Annotated in this window: 24 protein-coding genes; 15 read left to right on the top strand and 9 right to left on the bottom strand. The window is 72.6% G+C overall.

Annotated elements, in window-relative coordinates; all coding sequences use genetic code 11:
• Positions 1–32: 32 nt before the first annotated feature.
• Genes AWQ68_RS14145 through AWQ68_RS14170 form a run of 6 tightly spaced genes read left to right on the top strand, consistent with a single transcriptional unit; the run spans position 33 to position 5,826 of the window.
• Entirely contained in the window at positions 33–1,199 is a 1,167-nt protein-coding gene (locus AWQ68_RS14145) for an acyl-CoA dehydrogenase family protein (RefSeq protein WP_066940424.1), read from the top strand.
• A complete protein-coding gene (locus AWQ68_RS14150; protein WP_066940428.1) occupies positions 1,196–2,182 on the top strand; it encodes a bifunctional MaoC family dehydratase N-terminal/OB-fold nucleic acid binding domain-containing protein in 987 nt (328 codons plus the stop codon). Before AWQ68_RS14145 ends, AWQ68_RS14150 begins: the two co-directional genes overlap by 4 nt.
• Positions 2,182–3,297, top strand: a complete 1,116-nt coding sequence (locus tag AWQ68_RS14155) for an acyl-CoA dehydrogenase family protein (protein ID WP_066940431.1) — start codon at positions 2,182–2,184, stop codon at positions 3,295–3,297. The genes AWQ68_RS14150 and AWQ68_RS14155 overlap by 1 nt, the downstream gene beginning before the upstream one ends.
• The gene (locus AWQ68_RS14160) at positions 3,294–3,773 is read left to right on the top strand and encodes a MaoC family dehydratase (RefSeq protein ID WP_066940434.1); all 480 of its coding nucleotides are present in this window, start codon (positions 3,294–3,296) and stop codon (positions 3,771–3,773) included. The genes AWQ68_RS14155 and AWQ68_RS14160 overlap by 4 nt, the downstream gene beginning before the upstream one ends.
• Positions 3,770–4,954, top strand: coding sequence for a lipid-transfer protein (locus AWQ68_RS14165; RefSeq protein WP_066940437.1), 1,185 nt, complete (start codon positions 3,770–3,772; stop codon positions 4,952–4,954). Before AWQ68_RS14160 ends, AWQ68_RS14165 begins: the two co-directional genes overlap by 4 nt.
• A gap of 44 nt (positions 4,955–4,998) precedes the next feature.
• Positions 4,999–5,826 (top strand): MaoC/PaaZ C-terminal domain-containing protein, encoded by an 828-nt coding sequence (locus tag AWQ68_RS14170; RefSeq protein ID WP_066940439.1) that lies wholly within the window; start codon positions 4,999–5,001, stop codon positions 5,824–5,826.
• A 196-nt stretch (positions 5,827–6,022) separates the two neighbouring features.
• Here AWQ68_RS14170 and AWQ68_RS14175 read toward each other — a convergent pair whose 3' ends face one another.
• Both AWQ68_RS14175 and AWQ68_RS14180 read right to left on the bottom strand, forming a co-directional pair.
• Positions 6,023–6,511, bottom strand: a complete 489-nt coding sequence (locus AWQ68_RS14175) for an alpha/beta hydrolase (protein ID WP_066940442.1) — start codon at positions 6,509–6,511, stop codon at positions 6,023–6,025.
• Between the two features lie 90 nt (positions 6,512–6,601).
• Positions 6,602–7,378 carry an SDR family oxidoreductase gene (locus AWQ68_RS14180; protein ID WP_066940445.1) on the bottom strand — a complete coding sequence of 259 codons (777 nt, stop codon included), beginning with the start codon at positions 7,376–7,378 and terminating at the stop codon, positions 6,602–6,604.
• Between the two features lie 176 nt (positions 7,379–7,554).
• On the opposite strand from AWQ68_RS14180, the gene AWQ68_RS14185 reads away from it, so the two are divergent.
• Both AWQ68_RS14185 and AWQ68_RS14190 read left to right on the top strand, forming a co-directional pair.
• Positions 7,555–9,141: a FadD3 family acyl-CoA ligase gene (locus AWQ68_RS14185; RefSeq protein ID WP_066940448.1), complete on the top strand. Its 1,587-nt coding sequence runs from the start codon at positions 7,555–7,557 to the stop codon at positions 9,139–9,141.
• 153 nt (positions 9,142–9,294) lie between these two features.
• Positions 9,295–10,656, top strand: coding sequence for a sensor histidine kinase (locus AWQ68_RS14190; protein WP_084463985.1), 1,362 nt, complete (start codon positions 9,295–9,297; stop codon positions 10,654–10,656).
• A gap of 131 nt (positions 10,657–10,787) precedes the next feature.
• Here AWQ68_RS14190 and AWQ68_RS14195 read toward each other — a convergent pair whose 3' ends face one another.
• Both AWQ68_RS14195 and AWQ68_RS14200 read right to left on the bottom strand, forming a co-directional pair.
• Positions 10,788–11,936 (bottom strand): sensor histidine kinase, encoded by a 1,149-nt coding sequence (locus tag AWQ68_RS14195; RefSeq protein WP_066940450.1) that lies wholly within the window; start codon positions 11,934–11,936, stop codon positions 10,788–10,790.
• Complete coding sequence (locus AWQ68_RS14200) at positions 11,933–12,589, bottom strand: response regulator transcription factor (RefSeq protein ID WP_066940452.1); 657 nt, start codon at positions 12,587–12,589, stop codon at positions 11,933–11,935. Before AWQ68_RS14200 ends, AWQ68_RS14195 begins: the two co-directional genes overlap by 4 nt.
• A gap of 184 nt (positions 12,590–12,773) precedes the next feature.
• Between AWQ68_RS14200 and AWQ68_RS14205 the strand changes: the two genes are divergently transcribed.
• Complete coding sequence (locus AWQ68_RS14205) at positions 12,774–14,198, top strand: hypothetical protein (protein ID WP_084463987.1); 1,425 nt, start codon at positions 12,774–12,776, stop codon at positions 14,196–14,198.
• Between the two features lie 84 nt (positions 14,199–14,282).
• Here the strand turns inward: AWQ68_RS14205 and AWQ68_RS14210 are convergent, their stop codons facing one another.
• Positions 14,283–15,185, bottom strand: a complete 903-nt coding sequence (locus AWQ68_RS14210; RefSeq protein ID WP_066940454.1) for an SDR family oxidoreductase — start codon at positions 15,183–15,185, stop codon at positions 14,283–14,285.
• Positions 15,186–15,312: 127 nt separating this feature from the next.
• Between AWQ68_RS14210 and AWQ68_RS14215 the strand changes: the two genes are divergently transcribed.
• The 4 genes from AWQ68_RS14215 to AWQ68_RS14230 all read left to right on the top strand — a co-directional run bounded on the left by AWQ68_RS14215 (position 15,313) and on the right by AWQ68_RS14230 (position 18,874).
• The gene (locus tag AWQ68_RS14215; RefSeq protein WP_066940456.1) at positions 15,313–16,059 is read left to right on the top strand and encodes an enoyl-CoA hydratase family protein; all 747 of its coding nucleotides are present in this window, start codon (positions 15,313–15,315) and stop codon (positions 16,057–16,059) included.
• A 123-nt stretch (positions 16,060–16,182) separates the two neighbouring features.
• Complete coding sequence (locus tag AWQ68_RS14220) at positions 16,183–17,064, top strand: CoA transferase subunit A (protein ID WP_066940458.1); 882 nt, start codon at positions 16,183–16,185, stop codon at positions 17,062–17,064.
• Complete coding sequence (locus tag AWQ68_RS14225) at positions 17,061–17,813, top strand: CoA-transferase subunit beta (RefSeq protein ID WP_066940460.1); 753 nt, start codon at positions 17,061–17,063, stop codon at positions 17,811–17,813. Before AWQ68_RS14220 ends, AWQ68_RS14225 begins: the two co-directional genes overlap by 4 nt.
• Complete coding sequence (locus tag AWQ68_RS14230; RefSeq protein WP_218006884.1) at positions 17,813–18,874, top strand: NAD(P)H-dependent flavin oxidoreductase; 1,062 nt, start codon at positions 17,813–17,815, stop codon at positions 18,872–18,874. The genes AWQ68_RS14225 and AWQ68_RS14230 overlap by 1 nt, the downstream gene beginning before the upstream one ends.
• A 67-nt stretch (positions 18,875–18,941) precedes the next feature.
• On the opposite strand, the gene AWQ68_RS14235 is transcribed toward AWQ68_RS14230, so the two are convergent.
• Positions 18,942–19,319, bottom strand: coding sequence for a VOC family protein (locus AWQ68_RS14235; protein ID WP_066940463.1), 378 nt, complete (start codon positions 19,317–19,319; stop codon positions 18,942–18,944).
• A 155-nt stretch (positions 19,320–19,474) separates the two neighbouring features.
• Here AWQ68_RS14235 and AWQ68_RS14240 point away from each other — a divergent pair, with 155 nt between their 5' ends.
• Positions 19,475–20,032, top strand: a complete 558-nt coding sequence (locus tag AWQ68_RS14240) for a TetR/AcrR family transcriptional regulator (protein WP_066940466.1) — start codon at positions 19,475–19,477, stop codon at positions 20,030–20,032.
• A gap of 27 nt (positions 20,033–20,059) precedes the next feature.
• Positions 20,060–22,219: an MMPL family transporter gene (locus AWQ68_RS14245; RefSeq protein ID WP_066940469.1), complete on the top strand. Its 2,160-nt coding sequence runs from the start codon at positions 20,060–20,062 to the stop codon at positions 22,217–22,219.
• 121 nt (positions 22,220–22,340) lie between these two features.
• Here AWQ68_RS14245 and AWQ68_RS14250 read toward each other — a convergent pair whose 3' ends face one another.
• The 3 genes from AWQ68_RS14250 to AWQ68_RS14260 all read right to left on the bottom strand — a co-directional run bounded on the left by AWQ68_RS14250 (position 22,341) and on the right by AWQ68_RS14260 (position 25,412).
• Entirely contained in the window at positions 22,341–23,342 is a 1,002-nt protein-coding gene (locus tag AWQ68_RS14250) for an acyl-CoA dehydrogenase family protein (RefSeq protein ID WP_066940472.1), read from the bottom strand.
• A 113-nt stretch (positions 23,343–23,455) separates the two neighbouring features.
• Positions 23,456–24,583 carry an acyl-CoA dehydrogenase family protein gene (locus tag AWQ68_RS14255; protein ID WP_066940475.1) on the bottom strand — a complete coding sequence of 376 codons (1,128 nt, stop codon included), beginning with the start codon at positions 24,581–24,583 and terminating at the stop codon, positions 23,456–23,458.
• Positions 24,573–25,412, bottom strand: a complete 840-nt coding sequence (locus tag AWQ68_RS14260; RefSeq protein WP_066940478.1) for an enoyl-CoA hydratase — start codon at positions 25,410–25,412, stop codon at positions 24,573–24,575. The genes AWQ68_RS14255 and AWQ68_RS14260 overlap by 11 nt, the downstream gene beginning before the upstream one ends.
• Between the last annotated feature and the right edge of the window lie 32 nt (positions 25,413–25,444).

Raw genomic sequence — 25,444 nt, forward strand, 5'->3', positions numbered from 1 at the left:
ACGGCCCGGCAACCCGAGTAGGAGAGCGGAACATGGATCTGCGCGAGACCGCCGCGCAACGAGAGCTGCGCATGGAGCTGCGAAGGTACTTCGCCGCCCTCATGCCGGAGGAGGAACGCCGCCGCGTCGGCGAGCAGGGCGTCGGAGGCGACCGCTTCCGCGAGGTGGTCAAACGCCTCGGGGCCGACGGCTGGCTCGGCATCGGGTGGCCGGTCGAGTACGGCGGCCAGGGCCGCTCGATCGAGGAGCAGTACGTCTTCTTCGACGAGGTCCAGCGGGCCGGGCTGCCGTTCCCGTTCGTCACCGTCAACACGGTCGGCCCGACCCTGATGAGCCAGGGGTCGGAGGAGCAGAGGAAGCGCTTCCTGCCCGGCATCCTGTCCGGCGACATCGTCTTCGCCATCGGCTACACCGAGCCGGACGCCGGCACCGACCTCGCGTCCCTGACGACCCGCGCGGTCCGCGACGGCGACGAGTTCGTCGTGGACGGCAGCAAGATCTTCACCAGCGGCGCGAACACCGCCGACTACGTGTGGCTGGCCTGCCGTACCGACCCGGACGCGCCGAAGCACAAGGGCATCTCCATCCTGATCGTGCCGACGGACGCGCCCGGATTCTCGTGGAGCCCGATCCGGACCGTGGGCGGGATGGTCGTGACCGCCACGTACTACGGCGGCGTACGGGTGCCCGCGACCGACGTCGTCGGCGAGGTGAACGGCGGCTGGCGGCTGATCACCCACCAGCTCAACCACGAGCGGATCGGGCTCGCCGCGCTCGGCGGCCGCATGATCAAGCTCTGGGAGGACGTCCTCGCCTGGGCCAGGGAGAACGGGACCATCGAGCTGCCGTGGGTCCAGCGGGACTTCGCCCGCACCTACGCCAAGCTGGAGGCGATGCGCCTGCTCAACTGGAAGATGACCAGCGCGGTGGCGCGCGGCTCCCTGTCCGGCGCGGAGGCCGGGGCCGCCAAGGCGTACGGCACCGAGACGCACATCGACGTGCAGCGCACCCTCACCGGCATCCTCGGCGCGGCCGGGCGGATCCGGCCCGAGTCACCCGGCGCGGCGCTCGCCGGCCAGATCGAGCAGCTCTCCCGCCAGGGCATCGTGAACACCTTCGGCGGCGGCGTGAACGAGATCCTCAGGGACATGGTCGCCACCCAGGGGCTCGGCCTGCCGCGGTTGGGGCGGGGCGTATGAGCGCGGCGTACGAGGACCGGCTGCGCGCGTTCGTCGGCCGCGAGATCCACCCGCTGCGGCCGGGCCAGGACCCGGTCAACGTGCCGATGATCCGGCACTGGGTCGAGGCCATGGAGGACGACAACCCGATCCATCTGGACGAGGAGGCCGCCCGCGCCACCGGCAGGGACGGCGTCGTCGCGCCCGCGTCCATGGCGCAGGCGTGGGTGATGCGCGGGTACGCCGCGACGACGGCGGCGGAGGGGGGAGGCGGCCCCGCCGACGAGCTGACCGACCTGCTCGCCGAGGGCGGCTACACCTCGGTCGTGGCGACCGACTCGGAGTTCGAGTTCCACCGCGAGTTGGTGCCCGGCGACCACGTCGCCGTGCGGGAGGTCGTCGAGTCCATCTCGCCGGAGAAGGCCACCGCCTTGGGCACCGGCCGCTTCATCACGTCCCTGCGGACGTACCACGACCAGGACGGCGAGGTCGTGGCCGTGCAGCGCTGGCGTCTCCTGCGCTTCCGCCCGAAGGCGAAGCCACAGGAGCCGGAGGAGCGGTCCGAGGCCGACGCGGCGGAGCGGCCTGAGGAGCGGGCGTCCCGGCCCCAGCCGGCGATCAACAGGGACAACGCGTTCTGGTTCGAGGCGGCCCGCGAGCACCGGCTGCTGATCCAGCGCTGCGCCGCCTGCCGGACGTTGCGCCACCCGCCCGGCCCCTGCTGCCCCGAGTGCGGCTCGTTCGAGTGGGACACCGTGCGGGCGTCCGGCGACGCGCACGTCTACAGCTTCGTGGTCAACCACCACCCCCGCCATCCGGCGTTCGATTACCCGTTGATCGTCGCGGTCGTCGAACTGGCGGAGGGCACCCGGCTGATCACCAACCTGGTCGGCGTCAGCCCGGAGGAGGTCGAGATCGACATGCCGGTCGTCCTCGACTGGGTGGACGCGGACCCCGAGTTGTCGCTTCCGGTGTTCCGGCCGGTCGCCCAGGAAGGTCACTGATGGACTTCACCCTTGACGAAGAGCTCGAAGCGATCCGCGACCTGGCCCGGAAGATCTTCACCGACCGCGCCACCCCCGAGCGGGCGCGCGAGGTGGAGGGTTCGCCCGAGCGCGTGGACGAGAGCCTGTGGGCCGAGCTGGCCAAGGCGGGACTGCTCGGCGTCTGCGCGCCGGAGGAGGTCGGGGGAGCCGGTCTCGGCCTCGGCGCGCTGTGCGTCCTGCTGGAGGAGCAGGGCCGCGCCGTGGCGCCCGTCCCGCTGTGGCCGGCCTCCGTCGCCGCGCTCGCGGTCGCCGCGCACGGCACCGCCGAGCAGCGCGCGCGCCTGCTGCCGGGCGCCGTGGACGGCTCGTCACGGCTCACCCTCGCCCTGGAGGAGTTCGGGCCGCACGAACCCGGCGCGCCGCGCTGCGCGGCGGTGCGCGATGACGGGTCCGGCGGCTGGCGGCTCACCGGGGTCAAGGCGGTCGTCCCCTCGCCCTTCGGTGCCGCGCACGTCCTGGTCGCCGCCCGGGCCGACAGCGGAACCGGGCTGTTCCTGGTCGCCCGCGACGCCGACGGCGTGACCTGGGAGGCGGCCGAGACCACGAGCCGCGACCTCGCCGGCACCATGACCCTGGACGGCGCGCCCGCCCAGGAGATCGGGCACCCCGGCTCCGGCGTCCTCGACTGGACGATCGAGCGGGCCTCGGTGGCGCTGGCAGCCGTCCAGCTCGGCGTCGCCCAAGGGGCGCTGCGGCTCGCGGCGGGCTACCTCGCCGAGCGTCGGCAGTTCGGCCGCCCCCTGGCCACGTTCCAGGCGGTGCAGCACCAGCTCGCCGACTGCTACATCGACATCGAGGCCATGGGGGTCGCCATGTGGCAGGCCGTCACCTCGCTGGAGGCGGGCGAGGCCGCCGCGGCCGCCGTGCTCGTCGCCAAGTGGTGGGCGGGCGAGGCCGGGCTGAACGTCGTCCACCGCACCCAGCACCTGCACGGCGGCATCGGGGTGGACGTCGACTATCCGGTGCACCGGCACTTCCTGTGGGGCAAGCAGATCTCCGGCACTCTGGGCGGCGCGAGCGCGGATCTCGCCCGCCTCGGCGCGGTGCTGGCGGCGGGGCCGGTGGCGTCATGACCGAGACCACCGCGAATCACACAGTGCGGCAGACCGTCCGGCCCCTTGGACGGCCCGGCCTGGCGTACGACGAGGTGGCGGTCGGCGACCGCCTGCCCGAGCTGTCCATCCCGCTGACCCGGACGCTGATCGTGGCGACCGCGATCGCCAGCCGTGACTACCAGGACGTGCACCACGACCCCGAGCTGGCGGTCGAGCGCGGGTCCCGGGACATCTTCATGAACATCCTGACCAGCAACGGCCTGGTGGAACGCTTCGTCACCCGCTGGGCGGGCCCGGCCGCGGTCGTCGCCGCGATCCGGATCAGGCTCGGCGCGCCCAACTACCCGGGCGACACCATGGTGCTGACCGGCGAGGTCACCGCGAAGGACGACGCGGAGGGCCGGGTCGAGGTCTCCGTGCGCGGCGAGAACGCCCTCGGCGCGCACGTGACCGGCACCGTCGTCGTACGGCTCCCGAAGGGAGAGAACGCGTGAACGTCGCAAGCCCCCTCTCCGGCGCCGCGGCGATCGCGGGCATCGGCGCCACCGAGTTCTCCAAGGACTCCGGGCGCAGCGAGCTCCAGCTCGCGTGCGAGGCGGTGCTCGCCGCCGTCGCCGACGCCGGGCTGCAGCCGTCCGACGTGGACGGCCTGGTCACGTTCACCGCCGACACCAACAGCGAGATCCACGTCGCGCGCAACACCGGCATCGGCGAGCTGACGTTCTTCTCCCGGGTCGGGTACGGCGGCGGTGCCGCCTGCGGCACGCTCCAGCAGGCGGCGATGGCCGTCGCGACCGGCGCCGCCGAGGTCGTCGTCTGCTACCGCGCGTTCAACGAGCGCTCCGGCGAGCGGTACGGCCTCGGCCAGGCGGAGCGGCCGATGGACACCAGCGCCGACCGCGCCGCCTACGCCTGGATGACCCCGTACGGGTTGAGCACGCCGGCGCAGTGGGTCGCGATGTTCGCCCGCCGCTACATGCACGAGTACGGCGCGACCAGCGAGGACTTCGGCCGGGTCGCGGTCGTGGACCGCCGGCACGCCGCCGTCAACCCGGCCGCGTGGTTCTACGGGCGGCCGATCACGCTGGAGGAGCACCAGGCGTCCCGCTGGATCGCCGAGCCGCTGCACCTGCTCGACTGCTGCCAGGAGACCGACGGCGGCCAGGCGCTGGTCGTGGTCTCCGCCGAGCGGGCCCGCGACCTTGCGCACCCGCCCGCGGTCATCCGGGCCGCCGCGCAGGGGTCCGGCGCGGACCAGCACATGATGACCAGCTACTACCGGCCCTCGATCTCCGGCATCCCCGAGATGGGCCTGGTCGGGCGTCAGCTCTACCGGCAGAGCGGTCTGGGGCCGGACGACATCGACGCGGCGATCCTGTACGACCACTTCACCCCGCTGGTGCTCCCGCAGCTCGAGGAGCTGGGCTTCTGCGGGACGGGAGAGGCCAAGGACTTCATCGCGGACGGGCACCTCGAACGCGGCGGGCGGCTGCCGTTCAACACGCACGGCGGGCAGCTCGGTGAGGCGTACCTGCACGGCATGAACGGCGTCGCGGAGGCGGTCCGGCTGGTCCGGGGCACCTCGGTGAACCAGCCGGACGACGTGCGCAACGTGATCGTGACCGCGGGCACGGGCGTGCCCACCAGCGGTCTGGTGCTGGGAGCGGACGGATGAGCGGCGGGGGAGCGGCCCCCGCCACGAGGGATGTAAGGGACGACGTGACGCATACGACGACGCGGGACGCGGGCGCGTGGGCGGGCCACGACCTGGGCGAGCGCACGGTCGCCTACGACGAGCGGGACGTGATCCTCTACGCGCTCGCCGTCGGCGCGGAGGGGACCGACCTGGACCTGGTGTTCGAGGAGCGGCTGCGGGTGCTGCCGACGTTCGCGCTGACGCAGGCGCAGTGGGCCCCGGACGCGCTGGGCGCGCTCGGCGCGTTCGACGTCGCGACCGCGGTGCACGGCGCGCAGCGCCTCGTGGCGCGCGCGCCGCTGCCCGCGTCCGGCGAGCTGACGATGCGGGCCCGGGTCGCGGCCGTGTGGGACAAGGGCAGCGCCGCCGTCTTCGACGTCGAGGTGGAGAGCGAGTGCTTCCAGGCCACCTGGTCGCTCTTCGCGCCGGGATGCGGCGGGTTCGGCGGTGAGCGCGGGGCCTCCCGCCCGAAGCCGCAGGAGACGCCCGCCGACCACGAGCTGGAGGTCCGTACCTCGCCCAACCAGGCGGCGCTGTACCGGCTGCTGGGCGACCGGCACCACATGCACATCGACCCGGAGGCGGCGAAGGCGGCCGGGATGCCGCGGCCGTTCATGCACGGCCTCTGCACGCTGGCGACGGTGACCCTGCCGCTGGCCGCGGCCGTGGGCGCGCACCCCGCCGACCTGGTCGAGCTGGAGGGGCGCTTCGCCGCCCCCGTCTTCCCCGGCGACCGGCTGGACACGCGCGCCTGGGCGGACGGAGGCGACGGGGCGGCGGTGCGCTTCGAGGCCGTCGCCGACGGCAGGACGGCGATCTCCGGCGGCCGTGCCCGCTTCCGCGCGCGTTAGGGCCCGTACGGGGTTGAGATCACGATGTTGCGGATTCGCCCGCGCCGAGCCGGCTGACACCGGTAGATCATCTCGCCATGGCGCGGGGTGACCTCACTGATGAAGAGTGGTCCTTGATCGAGCCCTCCCTGCCCTTGGGTGAGGGGGCCCGATCCCGGACCTGCGACGACGGTTGAACGCGGTGATGTGGCGGGGGTCAGGGGATGAGGGAGACCTCGGGGAAGCGAGTGTCGGGGCCATCGAACAGGTGGGTCGGCCTGCCTCGCAGGTGCAGGTCGAAGAAGGCCCCGACGTAGGCGCGCTGGGCCGCGACCGAACGGCCGGGATCGATCGTGCCCACGTAGTCCGCGAGCGGCACCTTGGGGAGCTTGGCCGCGATCTGCGGCAGCAACGGCTGCAGGTCGGTGAACGAGCCGTGGGCCAGGGCGGTGACCTGGTCCAGGACGTAGCGCATGTCCGCCAGGCGCGCCCGCGCGTGCTTGGCCAGCAGCTTGGCGATGACCTTCGGCGTCAGTTTCGCGGGCAGCGGCAGGGCGCGCGCCAGACGTCGGCCGGGGAACTCGACCTGGTCGGCCTCGTAGGTGTGGTCGACGGTGACGACCAGGTAGCCGCGCGAGGCCAGGTCCTCGACCAGCGTGGTGCCCAGCGTGCGCGGCCCGCCGTCCCCCGAACCGAACAGAACCACCGGCAGCTTGCCCGCATGCGGCTCGACCGGCGCACGTGACCGCGCGCGAGCACGAGGTGCTGGTGCAGGTGGCGCGCGGGGGACCGCCGGTCACGGGGTGGCCGGCCGTGCCGCCAGGTAGCGTGCCGGGATCTCGCCGCCGCCGTGGACCGCGATGTCCGCGCCGGTCACGTAGGACGCCAGGTCGCTGGCCAGGTAGAGGCAGGTGTCGGCCACGTCGCCGGGCGCCGCCATGCGGCCCATCGGGATGACCTTGGCGACCGAGGCGCCCTCGTCCGGGCCGTAGATATGGGCGGCGGCCTCGGTGCGGATCAGCCCGGTCGTGATGTGGTTGACCCGCACCTTGGGGGACCATTCGAGCGCCAGCGCGCGGGTCAGCACGAGGAGGCCCGCCTTGGCGGCGGAGTAGGCGGCGGTGCCCGGCTGCGGGTCGTGCGCGGACACGCTGCCGATGTTGATGATTGACCCGCCGCTCTCCTGCTCGCGCATCACCTTGTTGGCCGGCTGCGCCACGTAGAACGGCGCGAGCAGGTTCAGGTCCACGATGCGCTCCACGAACCGGGGCGAGACCGTGGCGGCGTCCGCGTCCGGCGACCCACCGGCGTTGTTCACCAGGACGTCGAGCCGTCCGAACTCGGCCACGACGCCCTCCACCAGGGCCGCGGCGGCCGCGGCGTCCCGGATGTCCGCCGGGAAGTACCGCGCGGTCCGGCCGTCCGCCGCGGGCAGGACGTCCGGCTCGTTGCGCCCGCACACGGCCACCTCGGCGCCCGCGGCCAGGAACCGCTCCGCTATCACGAAGCCGATGCCCTTGGTCCCCCCGGTCACCAGTACGGCACGGCCGCCGAAGTCGATCGTCGCGTTCATCGTGGTCCTCTCGTTCGGTCAAGCCGACCCACCGGAGGCTACGGGCGCGCCGCGTCCCGCGGGGGCTCCGTACCGGCCACCGGGACGGCCCTGGCGGCGGGCGTCGCGCGGCGGGATCATGGGCGTCGCGGCGGCTCACCCCGGAACCCGAAAGGCGCCTACAGAAGGCAGGCAGCATGATCGATAACGACGTACTGACGATTCCGGTCGCGCTGGAGCGTGCCGCGCACGACTTCCCCGACGTCGAAGCCGTGGTGGACGGCCCCGACCGGGTGACGTACGCGCAGTTGCGGGACCGGGCGCGCGAGGCGGCGCGGGCGTTCGTCGCGCTCGGCGTCGAGCGCGGCGACCGGATCGCGATCTGGGCGCCGAACAGCCTGAGGTGGATCGTGACCGCCCTGGGCGCGCTCGCCGCCGGGGCCGTCGTCGTGCCGGTCAACACGCGCTACAAGGGCGACGAGGCCCGGTGGCTGCTCCAGCGGAGCCGGGCCCGGATGCTCTTCGTACAGGACGGGTTCCTCGGCAACGGCTATCTGGACATGCTCGGCGTGCCCGGGGAGGGCGGCGGCGTCCCCGGCCTGCCCGGCCTCGCCGCCGTGGTCACGTACGACGCCGAGCCGCGGCCCGGCGCGACCTCCTGGGACGCCTTCCTCGCCGAGGCGGGCGGCGTCACCGGCGAGCGCGCGGTGGAGCGTGCGGCGTCGGTCGCCCCCGGCGACGTCGCGGACATCCTGTTCACCTCGGGCACGACCGGCCGGTCCAAGGGCGCGATGTGCACCCACGAGCAGAACGTCCGCACCTACCGGTCGTGGTGCGACCGGACCGGCGTACGGCACGGCGACCGCTACCTCATCGTCAACCCGCTCTTCCACTCCTTCGGCTACAAGGCGGGCGTGGTCGCCTGCCTGCTCCGGGGCGCGACGATGGTGCTGCAGCCGGTCTTCGAGACCGGCGAGACGATGCGGCTGGTCGAGGCCGAGCGGATCACCGTCCTGCCCGGGGCGCCCACCATCTACGTCTCGCTGCTGGACGCGCCGGAGCGGTCCCGGTTCGACCTCTCCTCGCTCCGCCTCGCGGTGACCGGCGCGGCGGTGGTGCCGGTCGCGCTGGTGCGGCGGATGCGGGCGGAGCTGTTCCCCGAGGTCGTCACCGCGTACGGGCTGACCGAGTCGTGCGGCACCGTCTCCTCCTGTTCGCTGGACGACGACGACGAAACCGTGGCGAACACCGCCGGCCGCGTGATCGACGGCGTGGATCTGCGCATCGTGGACCCGGAGGGCCGTGACGTCCCGGCGGGGGAGGACGGCGAGGTCCTCGTCCGCGGCTACAACGTGATGCTCGGCTACCTCGACGACGACGAGGCGACCGCCGGTGCGATCAGGGACGGCTGGCTGGTGACCGGGGACCGTGGCCGCCTGGACGAGCGCGGCAACCTGACCATCACCGGCCGCTCCAAGGACATGTACGTGGTCGGCGGCTTCAACGTGTACCCCGCCGAGATCGAGCAGGTGCTCGCCCGGCACGAGGGGGTCGCCGAGGCCGCTGTGATCGGCGTCCCCGACCAGCGGATGGGCGAGGTCGGCCGGGCCTACGTCGTGCCGCGCCCCGGCGCCGACCTCAGCCCGGACGCGCTCCTGGAGTACTGCCGGGGCCTCCTCGCGAACTTCAAGGTGCCCCGCGAGGTCGTGGTCGTGGACGGCCTGCCCAAGAACGCCTCGGGCAAGGTGCAGAAGGCCGAGCTCTCCCGCGTCTCCAGAGCGTGATGTGCTCCGACGAGGCGAACGCCCTCTCAGGCGGCGCGGTCCGGCTGGCGGTCTTCGCCTGGATCATCCGATACACCCCGAATATCACGCTAATTAGCCTATTTTGGGGTTAAATCTCCCGCTAACGGAAAAAAGCTGTCCTAGTGTCATCACGTGGCCGATGTCATGGCCCCGGTTCGCATGTGGCAGCGCTGCTCCATCAGAACCCGCTTGACGGTGATGACGACCGCCGTCATGGCGCTGATCTGCAGTGTCATCGCGGCGCTCATCCTGGTGAACGTGCGGGACAATGTCCGGGAATACTACTCGAAGGACCTCGTCGCCGAGGCCGTGCAGATCAGTCAGGAGGTACGCCAGAAGGGCACGGTCTCCCACCTTCCCAAGGATCCGGATATCGCGGTCCAGGTGTTCGACCCCTCCGGCGCTCTCTTCGCGGCGACACCGAACGTGGCGAAAGCGCCGCCGATGACGAGGCTGATCTACAGCGCCGACAACATCGCGACCAGCGACATCTGCAACCTGCGGGCCTTCCCGGGCGAGTGCAAGATCGGCGTCTATTTCCCCTTCCACGTGTCCGACGGGATCTGGCGGCTCCACATGGTCGTCTCCGACGTCCCCTGGTACATCAGCCTCCGTTTCCTGGGCCTGCTCATCGCGGGCTGGCTCCTGCTGGTCGGGGTCACCGCTCTGGCCGCCTACCGGGCCGTGAGCAGCACGCTCCAACCGGTGGACGCGATGACGTCCAAGCTGGCCGAGATCACCGGTGGCGACCTGAGCCAGCGGGTGCCGGTGCCCTGGTTCCACGACGAGCTGCGCCGGCTCGCGGAACGGGCGAACCAGACGTTGGACCGGGCGGAGCGTGCGGTGGAACAGCAGCGCCGTTTCGCCTCCGATACGTCCCATGATCTGCGCACCCCCTTGACCGCCATGCACACCGAACTCGATGAGGCGCTCCTCCACCCGGAGGAGACCGACTGGCCGCGCACCGCGCGTGCGGTGCTGGACAGCCTGGAACGGCTGCAGCTCATGGTCGCCAGCCTTCTGGACATCGCGCGCCTGGACGCGGGTGCTCCCGGGCGACGCGAACCCGTCGACCTGGCCGAGCTGGTGAAGTCCGAGCTGGTACGGCGGGCACGCAAGGTCACGGTGACCGAGCAGCTCACCCCCGGCGTGGTGGTCGACGGCGACCCGCTGCACCTGTCCCGGCTTCTGGGCAACCTTCTCGACAACGCGGAGCGCCACGCCGAGCACAACGTGACGGTCGAGGTCGCCCGCGATGACGGATCAGCGGTGCTCGAAGTGGTGGACGACGGCGACGGCATCCCGCCCGATCAACGGGAGATCGTCTTCCAGCGCTTCGCCCGGCTGGACGCCTCACGGAGGAAGGACGCCGGGGGCACCGGCCTCGGCCTGCCGATCGCCCGGCAGATCGCGGAGAACCATGGCGGCACGCTCACGATCGGCGACTCTCCGTGCGGCGCCAGGTTCGTGCTCCGCCTGCCTTTGCGCTCCTGAAGCGCACGGCACCCGAGACGATCCCTCGCTCCGCCACCGATGGATGGCCTATGGCCCCCGGAAGCACCGCGGTCACCCGTCCCTGGCGTGAGGCCGACGGTCCGGTGCCCGGCCCACACCCTGGCGGGGTCTCAGTCGGTCGGCAGCTCGACGGCGACCGTGAGCCCGCCCTCCTCGCGGGGGTGGGCCGTCACGGTGCCGCCGTGCGCCTCGGCGACCACCCGCACGATGGACAGCCCGAGGCCGCTGCCCCGGTCGGAGCGCAGCCGGTCGCCGTGCAGCCGCCGGAACGGCTCGAAGATCGTCTCGATCTCGTACGGCGGTACGGGCAGGCCGGTGTTGGACACGACCAGCTCCACCCGGTCCGTCCGCCGCCGGGTGGACACCCAGACCTCGCCGCCCGCGTGATTGTGCCGGATCGCGTTCTCCACCAGGTTCTGCACGAGCCGTTCGACCAGGACGGCCTCGCCCGCGGTGGGCGCGGGGTCGAGCAGCCGGTGGACGGTCACGCCCTGCTCCTTGGCCTCGCCGGCGGCCAGGTCGGTCACGTGCTCGGCCACGTCGGCCAGGTCGAAGGGCCGCCGGTCGAGCACCGCCCGCTCGCCCTCGGCCAGGGCGAGCAGGCCGTTGATCAGCCGCTCGTGCCGGGAGTTGACCACGAGCAGCGACTCGCCGAGCCGCTTGACGTCCTCGCTCGCGTCCGGCCGCCGCACCGCGACGTCCACCAGCGTGCGGTTGATGGTGAGTGGCGTGCGCAGCTCGTGCGAGGCGTTGGCGATGAACCGCCGCTGACCGTCGAACGAGCGAGACAGCCGGGCGAGGACGTCGTCGATGGTGTCGGCCAGCTCCTTGAGCTCGTCGTCCGGCCCCTTGTGGGCGATGCGTTCGGCGAGGTCGTGGCTCTGGGCGACGCGCACCGCGCGCGCCGTGACCGATCGGACCGGGAGCATCGTCCATCCGGCGGCCCGCCAGCCGGCCGCCGCCGCCAGCCCGCCACCCGCGAGGACCGCGACGCCGCCCCAGACCAGCACGTTCTTGATCGTGTCGGCCTGGTAGACGCGCCTGACCTGCGCGACCCGCTGCCCGGCGATGTAGTACTCGTCCGTGCCGGGCCAGATGGTGCGCCCCGCGGCGTTGATCTGCCGCGGCTGCCGGAGCCCGTCACGCGGTTCCAGGCTCTGCCGTACGACGAAGGCGAGCACCGCGACCAGGATGACCCCGGCGAGGACGAAGACCCCGCCGCACGCGAGGGCGAACCGGAGCCGGACGCTGCTCTTCATTGGATGCGGTACCCCACTCCGGTGACGGTCTCGATGACCGGCGGGTCGCCGATCTTGCGGCGCAGCTTCATCATCGTGGTGCGCACCGTGTTGGTGAACGGGTCGATGTGCTCGTCCCACACCTTCTCCAGCAGCGTCTCGGCGGAGACCACCGCCCCTCGCGCGCGCAGCAGTTCGGCCAGCACGCCGAACTCCTTGCGCGCCAGCGGCACGTAGCGCCCGTCCCGGAACACCTGCCGGTGCGCCCAGTCCAGCCGGATGCCCGCCCGCTCCAGGATCGGCGGATCGGCCGCCCGGACCCGGCGGCCCAGCGCGTGGACCCGGGCCACCAGCTCCTCGAACGCGAACGGCTTGGGCAGGTAGTCGTCGGCCCCGAGGGAGAGGCCCGCCACCCGGGAGCGCACGTCACCCGACGCGGTGAGCATCAGGATGCGCACCGCGGCCGCGTCCGCGACCACCGCCCGGCACACCTCGTCGCCGTGGACGCCCGGCAGGTCGCGGTCGAGGATCAGCACGTCGTAGTCGTGGACGCGCACCCGTTCCAGCGCCGCCTCCCCGTCGTAGGCGACGTCCACCGCGAGCGCCTCCCCGCGAAGCCCCTCCGCGATCGAGTCGGCGAGCATCCGCTCGTCCTCGGCGACCAGTACCCGCAACGTGCCCCCTATGTCATGCGATGCCGTCGAGCTGTTCGGCGAAATGCCGTCGAACCGCGCCACCATGTCATCAGCGCCATAACGCGGACGTAACCGGATCAAGTGACGACGAGTTTATCGATCATCGGCTTCAGTTCCCCTCCGATGCCGGGAATCGCCCGGCCCTGGACCAGGGGGACCGTCCATGCTCACCTCACCGGGTGGCGTCCAGATCGAACCCGCCACCATGGGCGGCGGCGCGCGCCACCGCCTGCGCCGCGCGCTCAGCTCGGGCCACGGCCTCTTCGCCGTCGTGATCACCCTGGCGGCGGCGCTGCGCGCGGTCGTCATGCTCGGTTACGACACCGCCCAGCTCTACTGGTACGACTCGTTCACCTATCTGGACACGGCCGTCCATCTGAAGCCCGGCGGCGCGTTCCATCCCGCCGGCTACTCGTTCTTCCTGCGGCTGCTGTGGCCGTTCCACAGCGTCTCGTTGGCGGTCGGCGTGCAGCACGTCATGGGGCTCGGCATGGGCCTGATGATCTATCTTCTGCTGCGCCGGCGTTCGCTGCCCGCGTGGGGCGCGACCCTGGCCGCGCTGCCCGTGCTGTTCGACCCGTCGTTCCTGCGGCTCGAACACTCCGTGCTCTCCGACACCCAGGTCACGTTCCTCGTCATCGCCGCGCTGATGGTCCTCATGTGGCGGGCGAAGCCCTCGGTGCGGTCCGCCGTCGTGGCCGGGGTGCTGCTCGCGGCGGCCGGGCTCACCCGGACGGCCGCGGCGCCGCTGCTCGCCCTGTTCGTGCTGTACCTGCTCCTCCAGCGGGCCGGATGGCGGCCGGTGGTCGCGCTGGCCGTCGCGGGGACGCTGCCGCTCGCCGCCTACGCGGGCTGGTACCAGCAGCACCACGGGCGCTTCGCGCTCAGCGGCTCGGACGGGGTGGCGCTGTGGGCGCGCACCATGACGTTCGCCGACTGCGCGAAGATCAGGCCGCCGGCCGACGAGGCGCGGCTCTGCCCGAACGGCACCGTCGTCGACGCCGCGTCCGAGTACGTGTGGGCCGCGGACGCCTCACTCAACCGGCTGCCGGGCGACCGCTTCTCCCACAACGACCTCGCCCGGTCGTTCGCGCTGCGCGCCATCGCCGCCCAGCCGCTCGACTACCTCCGCGAGGTCGCCTCCGACGCGTCGCTCGCCTTCGCGTGGACGCCCGTGAGCCACCCGAAGCGGGTCGTCCCGGCGCTGACGTTCCCGGTCGGCTCCTGGCCGCTGCCGTCGTTCCCGCTCATCCACCAGGTCCGGGTGGCGTACGACCCGGCGATCCGCGGGATGTCGTCCGTCGCGCCCTACGACGCCTTCTTCGCGGCATACCGCTACCCGAACGCGCTGCACGGTCCGCTGTTCGGCGTGGTCCTGCTGCTCGGCGGCCTCGGCGCGATCGGGCGGCGGCGACCGGCCCTGTTGCCGTGGGCGACGGCGATGTTCCTGTTCCTCGGGCCGATCGCCGCGCTCGACTTCGACCACCGGTACATGCTGCCCGCCGTGCCGTTGGCATGTGTGGCCGCGGCCCTGGGCGCGGTGAGCCTGTGGCGCGCCCGTCCGGGCCGCCGCGCGACGGCCCGGTGAAGCGCCCGGCGACCGGCATGGTGGCCGCCGGCGTGGCAACCAGTACGGTGACCGGCGCGGTGACGGCGGAGTGAGCCCGGGGGATCAGGCGCCGTAGACCGGCTCGGGGCGGGCGGCCTCCTTCAGCAGCCCAGCGATCTCGGCGCCCAGCTCGGCCGCGTCCCAGCGGGCGCCCTTGTCGGTGGCCGGGCCGTGGCGGAAGCCCTCCATCACGCAGATCCGGCCGCCCTCGACCTCGAAGACGCGGCCGGTCACGTTTCTGGACTCGGCCGAGCCGAGCCAGGCCACCAGCGGGGAGACGTTCTCGGGGGCCATCGCGTCGAAGGCGCCGTCCTCAGGCGCGGTCATCGTGGCGGCGAAGACCTCCTCGGTCATCCGGGTGCGCGCCGCCGGGGCGATGGCGTTGACGGTCACGCCGTACCGGCCGAGCTCGGCGGCGGCGACCAGGGTGAGGCCGACGATGCCCGCCTTGGCGGCGGAGTAGTTGCCCTGGCCGACGCTGCCGAGCAGGCCCGCGCCGGACGAGGTGTTGATCACCCGGGCGTCGGGCCGCCGGCCCGCCTTGGACTCCGCCCGCCAGTGCAGGCCGGCGTGCTTGAGCGGCAGGAAGTGGCCCTTCAGGTGGACCCGCATGACCGCGTCCCATTCCTCCTCGGAGAGGTTGACCAGCATGCGGTCGCGCAGGAAGCCGGCGTTGTTGACCAGCACGTCCAGCCGGCCGAAGCGCTCCAGGGCGGTGGCGACCAGCGCGCAGGCCCCGGCGTCGGTCGCGATGTCGGAGGTCTCGGCCACGGCCTCGCCGCCGAGCGCGCGGATCTCCTCGACCACCTGCCGCGCCGGGCCGTCCGAGCCGCCGTCGCCGGACCGGCTCACACCCAGGTCGTTGACGACGACCTTGGCGCCCTGCCGGGCGAACTCCAGGGCGTGCGCGCGGCCGAGGCCGCGTCCGGCGCCGGTCACGATGACGACGCGGTCCTTGCAGATCATCCTCAGCTCTCCCTTGTCTTCCTGTCGTCCGCCTGTTCGCGGCGACGCCCGGGACGGCGAGCCGTGTCCGGGAACCGTACCTTCTGCTACCGTCATTTCTAACAAATGTTTGGTGGAAAGGTAGCGTATGGGAATCTCCACCAGGAACCATGGCAACGGCATCGCCGAGGTGGTCGTCGACACGCCGCCCGTCAACGCGCTGACCGTGCGCGGCTGGTTCGACCTCGCCGACGCCGTACGGCAGGCCGGGCGGGAGCCGGAGACCCGCGTCGTCGTGCTGTGCGCCGAGGGCCGCGGATTCAACGCCGGCGTGGACATCAAGGAGATGCAGGCCACCAGCGGGTTCGACGCCCTGGTGGGCGCCAACCGGGGCTGCTACGCCGCGTTCTCCGCGGTGTACGAGTGCGAGGTGCCGGTCATCGCGGCCGTGCACGGTTTCTGCCTCGGCGGCGGCATCGGCCTCGTGGGCAACGCCGACATCGTGGTCGCGTCCGAGGACGCGTACTTCGGGCTGCCCGAGGTGGACCGCGGCGCGCTCGGCGCGGCCACGCACCTCGCCCGGCTGGTTCCGCAGCACCTGATGCGGGCGATGGTGTACACCTGCCGGACCATCACGGCGGCCGAGCTGCACGCGCACGGCTCGGTGCTGGAGGTGGTGCCGCGCGACCGGCTCAGGGACGCCGCCTTCGAGGTCGCGGCCCAGATCGCCGGCAAGGACCCGTACGTGATCCGCCGGGCCAAGGAGTCGCTGAACGGCATCGACCCGGTCGACGTCCACCGCAGCTACCGGTTCGAGCAGGGCTTCACCTTCGAGCTCAACCTCATGGGCGCCGGCGACCGCCACCGCGACGGCTTCGTCTCCGAGGGGGCGTGATGACGGAGCGAGTGAGGAGTGGTGAGCGACCAGTGAGCGCGGAGCGAACTCGACGCAGCGAGGGGAGTGGTCGGCCGAGGGACGAGGCCGCCCGTGGAGTGAGTGAGGAGTGGTGAGCGACCAATGAATACCAGCAAGATCATGACGGTCGAGGAGGTCGTCGGGTCGCTGGAGAGCGGCATGACGATCGGCATCGGCGGGTGGGGTTCGCGGCGCAAGCCGATGGCCCTGGTCCGCGCGATCTACCGCTCGTCCCTCAAGGACCTGACGATCGTGTCGCTGGGCGGGGCCGATGTGGGCCTGCTGTGCGCGGCCGGCAAGGTCCGCAGGGTGGTCGCCCCCTTCGTGACGCTGGACTCCGTGCCGCTCGAACCGCACTTCAGGGCGGCCAGGCAGAGCGGCGCGGTCGAGTTCGTCGAGTACGACGAGGGCATGTTCATGTTCGGCCTGCTCGCCGCCGCGCACCGGCTGCCGTTCCTGCCCACCCGGGCCGGGCTCGGCTCGGACGTCCTGCGGGTCAACCCGGACCTGCGCACCGTCCGCTCGCCGTACGACGACGGGGAGGAGCTCCTCGCGGTGCCCGCGCTGACGCTCGATGCGGCGCTGATCCACCTGGACCGGGCCGACACGCGGGGCAACGGCCAGTACCTCGGCCCCGACCCGTACATGGACGACCTGTTCGCCAAGGCGGCGGGCCGCTGCTACGTGAGCTGCGAGCGGCTGGTCGGCCCCGGCGAGCTGGACGGGCCGCCGCAGACGCTGCTCGTCAGCCGGATGCACACGGCCGGCGTGGTGGAGACCCCGAACGGCGGCCACTTCACCGACTGCGGCCCCGACCGTGCGAGGGACGAGGCGTTCCAGCGGCACTACGCGACGTCGGCGGCCGACCCGGACGCGTGGGCGGCGTTCGCCGAGCGGTTTCTGAGCGGGGACGAGGCGGCCTACCAGGAGGCGGTCCGCCGCTGGCACGAGGAGCACGAGGAGCAGGAGGAGAAGGCACGATGATCGCGACCCGTGCGGAGATCTGCGTGGTCGCCTGCGCCGAGGCGTGGCGCGGCGACGGCGAGATCCTGGCCGCGGCGATGGGCACCTGCTCGATCCTGGGCGCCCGGCTGGCCCGGCTCACGTTCGAGCCGGGGCTGCTGACCACCGACGGCGGGGCGATGCTCACCGCCGAGCCGGTGCCGTTCGGCGCGCCGGCCGGGCCCGTCGAGGGCTGGATGCCGTTCCGCGACCACCTGTGGCTGGTGCAGAACGGCCGCCGTCACGTGATGATGGGCGCCTCCCAGATCGACCGGCACGGCAACACCAACATCTCGGCCGTCGGCGCCTGGGAGCGGCCGAAGTCCCAGCTCCTCGGCGTGCGCGGCGCCCCCGGCAACACGATCTGCAACCCGACGAGCTACTGGATCCCCAAGCATTCCACCCGGGTGTTCGTCCCGAAGGTGGACATGGTCAGCGGTGTCGGCTACGACCGGGCGGCCGAGCTGGGCCCGCGTGCGTCCCGGTTCCACGACCTGCGCCGGGTGGTGACCGACCTGGGCGTGTTCGACTTCGGCACGCCGGACGGCGCGATGCGGCTCGTCTCCACGCATCCCGGCGTCACGGTCGAGCAGGTCGCCGCCGCCACCGGGTTCGATCTCGTGATCGACGGCGACGTGCCGGAGACCCGGCAGCCGACGGACGAGGAGCTGCGGCTGATCCGCGAGGTGCTCGACCCGAGGAGCCTGCGCGACCGGGAGGTCCGGGCGTGATCGAGCAGGTCCTGGACACCCCGCTGACCCGGCTCATCGGGGTGCGCCACCCCGTCGTGCAGACCGGCATGGGCTGGGTGGCGGGCCCGCGGCTGGTGTCGGCGGTGGCGAACGCGGGCGGCCTCGGCGTCCTCGCCTCGGCCACCATGACGCTCGACCAGCTCGCCTCGGCCATCGCGGAGGTCCGTTCGCGCACCGACGCGCCCTTCGGGGTGAACCTGCGCGCGGACGCCTCGGACGCGCGCGACCGCATCGACCTGCTGATCAAGCACGGGGTGAAGGTCGCCTCGTTCGCGCTCGCCCCCCGCCAGGAGCTGATCGCCAGGCTGAAAGACGCCGGGATCGTGGTGATCCCCTCGGTCGGGGCGCGGCGGCACGCGGAGAAGGTCGCCGCCTGGGGCGCCGACGCCGTCCTGGTCCAGGGAGGCGAGGGCGGCGGCCACACCGGAGCGGTCGCCACCACCCTGCTGCTGCCCCAGGTCGTGGACGCGGTCGACATCCCGGTGATCGCCGCCGGCGGCTTCTTCGACGGGCGCGGCCTGGCCGCCGCCCTTGTGTACGGCGCGGCCGGCGTGGCGATGGGCACCCGCTTCCTGCTCACCCGGGACAGCTCGGTCCCGGACGCGGTCAAGCGGACCTACCTCGGCATGTCGGACACCGTGGTCACCCGGCAGGTGGACGGGATGCCGCACCGGGTGCTGCGCACGCCGCTGGTCGACGCCCTGGAGCGGTCGGGGCAGGTGAGCGGGCTGGTCCGCGCGGTGCGCAACGCCGCGAGGTTCCGCCGCGTCTCCGGGATGTCCTGGACCGGGATGATCCGCGACGGGCTGGCCATGAAGCACGGCAAGGAGCTGACCTGGTCCCAGGTGCTGATGGCGGCCAACACGCCCATGCTGCTCAAGGCGGCCATGGTGGACGGACGTCCCGACCTCGGCGTGATGGCCTCCGGCCAGGTGGTGGCGCTGATCGACGACCTGCCCTCCTGTGAGGAGCTGATCGACGGGATCGTCACCCAGGCCGCGGACGTCCTGCGGGGCATCGGCGCCAACCTGGCCGGCTGAGCCGCCGACGGCCGAAGGCCGGTGCGCCTCTGGGGGCGTACCGGCCTTTTCCATGTGTGCCGCTGGCTCAGTACGGCAGCTGCTGCAGCGTCCAGCCGTTGCCGTCCGGGTCGGAGAAGGCGGCGTAGCAGACGGTGGGCTTGCCGGGCGCGGTGAGATCCTCCACCTCGGCGATGTCCACCCCGCGCTCGACGAGCAGGGCACGGGCGGCGTGGATGTCCTTCACCACCAGGTGCAGAGCCTTCACCGACCCCGGCGGGGTGTCCACGACGCCGACGCCGAACGCGATCGAGCAGGCCGACCCCGGAGGCGTCACCTGTACGACGCGGAACGCGCCGTTGCCGAAGTCGACGTCGCAGACGAATCCCAGTTTCTCGGTGTAGAACTCCTTGGCGCGGTCCACGTCCGAGACGGGGATCGGCACAAGTTCGAGCTTGAAGTCCACGGCACGCCGCCTTCCTGACCTCGATGATCGCGGGTGGTCCCGCCTCACCCTTTCACGGAATTTCTGCCCGTACCCGGAGATGTGGTGGTCTCTCGTACCGGCGTCCCACTGTCCGATCGGTCAGAACTGTCCGATCGGTCAGCTAAGGTGATCACATGACTCGCTCCGCCACCACCATGCGCGCGGACATCCTGGAGTCGGCGGCGCGGCTGTTCGCCACGGCCGGCTTCCGCGGCACGTCGCTGCAGGACATCGCCTCGGACGTGGGCTGCTCCAAGGCGTCCCTGCTGTACCACTTCACCAACAAGGACGCGATCCTCACCGAGCTGCTGTCGCCGGTGGGGCGGGAGCTGGCCGAACTGGAGGAGCGGCTCGCTGGGCTGGACGGCGACGAGGCCGTACGCGGGGCGGTCGCCGGGCTCGTCGAGCTGTCCCTGCGCTTCCGGCGCGAAGCCACGATCCTCATACACGACCTGGACGCCATGACCAGCCGTCCCGAGGTGCCCGACATGCCTGACATGAAGGCCCTCACCGAGCGGCTGGTGGACGCGCTGACCGGCCGTTCCGGGGACCCGCGGGCCCGGGTCTGGGGCTGGATGGTGCTGGTGGGCGTCACCCTCACGAGCGCCGCCGACCTCGCGGTGCCCGAGGAGACGCTGCGCGCGGAGCTGACCCGGGGCGCGCTGCGTGCGCTCGGCCGCCCCATCCACTGACTCTTCGAGAAAGAGATCCCGCTTCCGATGTCAACATTGCTGTACCGGCTGGGCCGGTTCTCCTTCCGCAGGCGAGGGCGCGTGGCCGCCGTGTGGCTGCTGTTGCTGGCGCTGCTGGGAGGGGCGGTCGCCGCCTTCGGCGGGTCCACCACCGACAAGTTCGTCATGCCCGGCACCGAGTCGCAGCGGGCGCTGGACGCGCTCACCAGGGAGTTCCCCCAGGCCAGCGGGGCCACCGGCACCATCGTCGTCGCCGCCCCGCAGGGGAGGAAACTGGACCCCGCGGCCGTCGCCCCCGTCGTGAAGGAGGCGGCCGCCGTCCCCGGCGTCGTCGCCGCCCTGGACCCGTTCCAGGTCGGCGCGGTCTCCGCGGACGGCCGCCACGCCCTGGTCCAGGTCCAGTTCGACCGGGGGCTCAAGGACGTCACCGCGGCCCAGCGTGACGCGTACCTGAAGGCCGGCTCCTCGGTGACCGGGCTGCGGGTGGAGCACGGCGGCGAGATCATGACCACCGCGCCCGAAGTGGGCGGCTCCGAAGGGGTCGGCGTCCTGATCGCCGCGGTCGTGCTGGTCGTCACCTTCGGCTCGCTGGTGGCCGCCGGCATGACGCTGCTGAACGCGCTGATCGGCGTCGGCGTCGGCATGGCCGGGCTTTTCGCGCTCAGCGGCGTCGTCGAGCTGACCTCGGTCACGCCGGTGCTGGCACTGATGCTGGGCCTGGCCGTCGGCATCGACTACTCGCTGTTCATCACGTCCCGCTACCGCCAGTTCCTCGCGGAGGGCATGGAGGGTGACGAGGCCGCCGGGCTGGCGACCGGCACCGCCGGCTCGGCGGTCGTGTTCGCCGGAGCCACCGTCGTGATCGCGCTCGCCGGTCTGTCGGTCGTCGGCATCCCCTTCCTCACCGTCATGGGCCTGGCCGCCGCGGGCACCGTGGCGGTCGCCGTCCTGGTCGCCCTCACGCTGCTGCCCGCGTTCCTGTCGTACGCCGGGGCCCGCGTGCTGCCGCGTGGGCAGCGGGCGGGCCAGGAGGCGAGCCCGGCCCGGGAGGGCTTCGGACACACCTGGGGGCGGATCGTCACCCGGCTGCGCGTGTCGATCCTGCTGGCCGGGGTCGTCGCCCTGGGCGCGCTCACGCTGCCCGCGCAGGACCTGCGCCTGGCCCTGCCGGACGCCGGCACCGCCGCCACCGGCTCACCGGCCCGCGAAGCGTACGACCTGACCAGCGAAGGGTTCGGCGAGGGCTTCAACGCCCGGCTGATCGCCGTGGTCACCGCCCCCGACGCCACGGCGACCACCGCGGCCGCCGGACAGGCCTCCGCGCTGATCCAGCAGACCGAGGGCGTCCTGGCCGTGGCCCCGCCCCAGACCAACCCCGCGGGCACCACCGCGCTGCTGACCATCATCCCGAAGGCCGGACCCACTGCCGCGGCCACCGAGGACGCCGTCCACGCCATCCGCGCCAAGGTCGCCGACATCAAGGGCGCGGAGATCGCGGTGACCGGCGCCACCGCCGTGGGCATCGACGTCTCCGACAAGCTGGCCGACGCCATGCCGGTGTACCTGTTGCTGGTGATCGGCCTGTCGGTGCTGCTGCTGATGCTGGTCTTCCGCTCGATCCTGGTGCCGGTCAAGGCGGCGCTGGGCTTCCTGCTCACCGTCGGCTCGACCTTCGGCGTCACGGTGGCGATCTTTCAGCAGGGGCATCTCGCCGACCTGGTCGGCCTGGACGTGCCGGGACCGCTGGTCAGCTTCCTGCCGATCCTGCTGATCGGCATCCTGTTCGGGCTGGCCATGGACTACCAGGTGTTCCTGGTCTCGCGGATGCGCGAGGACTACGTGCACGGCGACACGCCGCGCCAGGCCACGATCAACGGCATGGGACACAACGCCCGCGTCGTCACCGCCGCCGCGCTGATCATGACGGCCGTGTTCGGCGGGTTCGTGTTCATGGACGACCCGATCATCAAGTCCATGGGCTTCGCGCTGGCCGTCGGCGTGCTGGTGGACGCCTTCGTGGTCCGAATGACGCTGGTTCCGGCCGTGATGTCCATGTTCGGCGCCGCCGCCTGGTGGCTGCCCCGCTCCCTGGACCGGGCGCTGCCCAACCTCGACATCGAGGGCGAACGCCTGCGCCACCACCTCGCCGCCCCCGCCGTCCCGGAAACGGTCGGCGTCGGACGCTGACCTCAGGCCGGCGGTGCGCCGTTCCGGACCGGGCAGACGGCCACGGACCTGATCGAAAGCGCCCAAACGCGACGGGCCCCCGATCGCGGCACGCGATCGGGGGCCCGCCTGCGGGGAGGGGTCAGGCCAGGGCGGCGAGCACCCGGGCGCGGTGCGCCGAGGAGGAGCCCCACGCCGAGTGGAGGGCCCGGGCCTTCCTGATCCAGAGGCTCGGGTCGTACTCGTCGGTGTAGCCGATCGCGCCGTGCACCTGGAGGGCGATCTTGGCCGCCGCGTACGCCGCCTCCGACGCGGCGACCTTCGCGGCGGACACGTCGCGGGGGAAGTCCGGCGAGCCGTGGGCGAGGGCCGCGCCGTGGACCAGCGGCCGGGCGTACTCCAGGCCGACGAGCGCGTTCGCGAGGTGGTGCTTGACCGCCTGGAATTCGCCGATCGGCCGTCCGAACTGCCGCCGCGCCCGGGCGTACTCGACCGAGGCGTCCAGCAGCGCGCGGCCCACGCCGACGAGCTGGGCGGCGGTCGCCAGCGCGCCCATGTCGTGTGCGGCCTCTGCCGCGGCGCGCACCGAGGGGCCGCGGGCGAGGAGCTTGCCGCCCTCGACGGGGAAGAGCCGGCGGGCCGGATCCAGGGAGACGCGCGCCGCGCCGGGGAGCGCCGCGCGCAGCTCGTCGCCGTCCACCGCCAGCACGAGCCCCGCCGCGTCCGCGTCCAGCGCGTACGGCACGGCCGGGGGCAGGGCCACCGTCGCCACCGTGTTCCCCTCGGCGATGCCCGCGAGCCACCCCTCCACCGTCCCGGGCGCGACGACGAGATCCTCGGGGGCCAGCCCGTCGAGCAGCGCGGCGACGGCGACGCTCTCGGCGAGCGGCCCCGGCGCGGCGTGCCGTCCCAGCTCGTGGAAGGCGGTGACCAGCTCGACGGGGAGCGGTCCCGCGCCGCCCGCCGACTCGGGCACGGCGACGGCGAGGGCGCCCGCGTCGGCGAGCGAGCGCCACAGGGCCAGGCCGGGCCCGTGCGACCCGGCCGCCCAGGCGCGGATCGCGGCCGGCGTGCCCGCCTCGGCCAGGAGCTTGTGCAGGGTCTCGCCGAACAGCCGCTGCTCGGCGTCGAGGATGAACTTCACGGCCGCCTCCCGATGGTCGTCATGACGCCGCGCCCGAGGTAGGCGAGGGCGCCCCACTCGCAAGCGCTGTCACAAGCGCCGACACGCGCGCTGTCCCGGTCGCGTCCCATCGGTCACCGCCCCGACCTGGGCAGGCCGAGGACGCGCTCGGCGATCACGTTGCGCTGGATCTCGTTGGTCCCGGCGTAGATCGGGCCGGCGAGGGAGAAGACGTAGCCCTCCAGCCACTCGCCGTCGAGCTCACCGTCCGGGCCGAGCAGGTCGAGCGCGGTCTCGTGCAGCGCCACGTCCAGCTCCGACCAGAAGATCTTGTTGACGCTGGACTCGGCCCCGACGTCCTCGGTGCGCGAGACGGTCTCGAACCCCTTAAGCCGGTACGCCCGCGACTTGATCCACGCGTCGGCCACCCGGTCGCGCAGCGCCGTGTCGGCCGGGTCGCCGCGCTCCTTCCAGAGCTCCACCAGCCGGTCGGCGGCGGCGAGGAACCGCCCGGGGCTGCGCAGGGTGAGCCCGCGCTCGTTGCCGGTGGTGCTCATCGCGACCCGCCAGCCCTCGCCCGGCGCGCCGATCACGTCCCGGTCGGGCACGAAGACGTCGTCGAAGAACAGCTCGGCGAAGGCCGGCTTGCCGTCGATGCGCCCGATCGGGCGGCGGGTCACGCCCTCGGCGTCCAGCGGGAACATGAGGTACGTCAGGCCGCGGTGCCGCTCGGCCTCCGGGTCGGAGCGGAACGGGCCGAAGCCCCAGTCGGCGAAGGCGGCGCGGGAGCTCCACGTCTTCTGGCCGTTGAGCAGCCAGCCGCCGTCCGCCCGGGTCGCGGTGGCGCGCAGCGACGCCAGGTCGCTGCCGGCGCCCGGCTCCGACCACGCCTGGGCCCAGATCACCTCGCCCGACGCCATCGAGGGCAGGATCCGGTCGAGCTGCTCGGGCGTGCCGTGGTTGAACAGGGTCGGGGCGAGGAGGTTGATGCCGTTCTGGCTGACCCGGCCCGGGGCCCCGGCCGCGTAGTACTCCTCCTCGAAGACCAGCCACTCCAGCGTCGTCGCGTCCCGGCCGCCGTACCGGCTGGGCCAGGAGACGACGGACAGCCGCGCCTCGTGCAACTCGCGCTCCCACGCGCGGTGCGCGGCGAAGCCCTCCTCGACCTCCAGCGAGGGCAGGGGAGTGGCGGGGACGTGCGCGCGCAGCCAGTCCCGGACCTCGCTCCGGAACGGTTCGACGGAGGACAGGTCAAGATCCATCGGCGGCCGCCTTCATGCTCTTGGGATCCATCCCGGCCAGGGAGTCGGCCGAGGTCTCGGCGTTGTGCGCGTGCGCGAGGTGGTGCAGGCCGAACACCGAATCCATCCCGGCGTGCATCCCCTGCAGGTCCTCGGCCTGGTTCACCGCCTTCTTGGTCAGCGCGAGCCCGAGGCGCGGCATGGCGGCGATCCGCTCGGCCAGCGCGAACGTCTCGGCCTCCAGCTCCTCGCGGGCGACGACCCGGTTGACCATGCCCACCTCGTACGCCCGGCGGGCGGGCATCCGGTCCCCGGTGAAGAGGAACTCCTTGGCGATCCGCGGCGGCATCGCCCACGGGTGGGCGAAGTACTCGACACCGGGGATGCCCATGCGCACCACCGGGTCGGCGAAGAACGCGTCGTCCGAGGCGACGATCAGGTCGCACACCCAGGCGAGCATGAGCCCGCCCGCGATGCAGGCGCCCTGCACCATGGCGATCGTCGGCTTGGGGATCTCGCGCCAGCGGCGGCACATGCCGAGGTACACCTCGGACTCGCGGGCGAAGCGGCTCTCGGCGCCCTCCTTGCCCACGTGGTCCCACCACAGGCTCGCCCTGCGGTCGAAGGAGACGTGCGCGTCGCGTCCGGGTGTGCCGATGTCGTGCCCGGCCGAGAAGTGCTTGCCCTCGCCGGCCAGCACGATCACCTTGACCTCGTCGTCGGCGACGGCGCGGTAGAAGGCCTCGTCGAGGGCGTAGGTCATCGCTGAGTTCTGTGCGTTGCGGTACTGCGGGCGGTTCATGGTGACCACCGCCACCGGCCCGCGCCGCTCGTAGCGGACTACGGTCATCGGCACCCCTCATTCTTTCTAACAATTGTTTG

Origin of the sequence: Microtetraspora fusca, from assembly GCF_001570365.1 — a bacterium.
Classification (GTDB): Bacteria; Actinomycetota; Actinomycetes; order Streptosporangiales; family Streptosporangiaceae; genus Microtetraspora; species Microtetraspora fusca.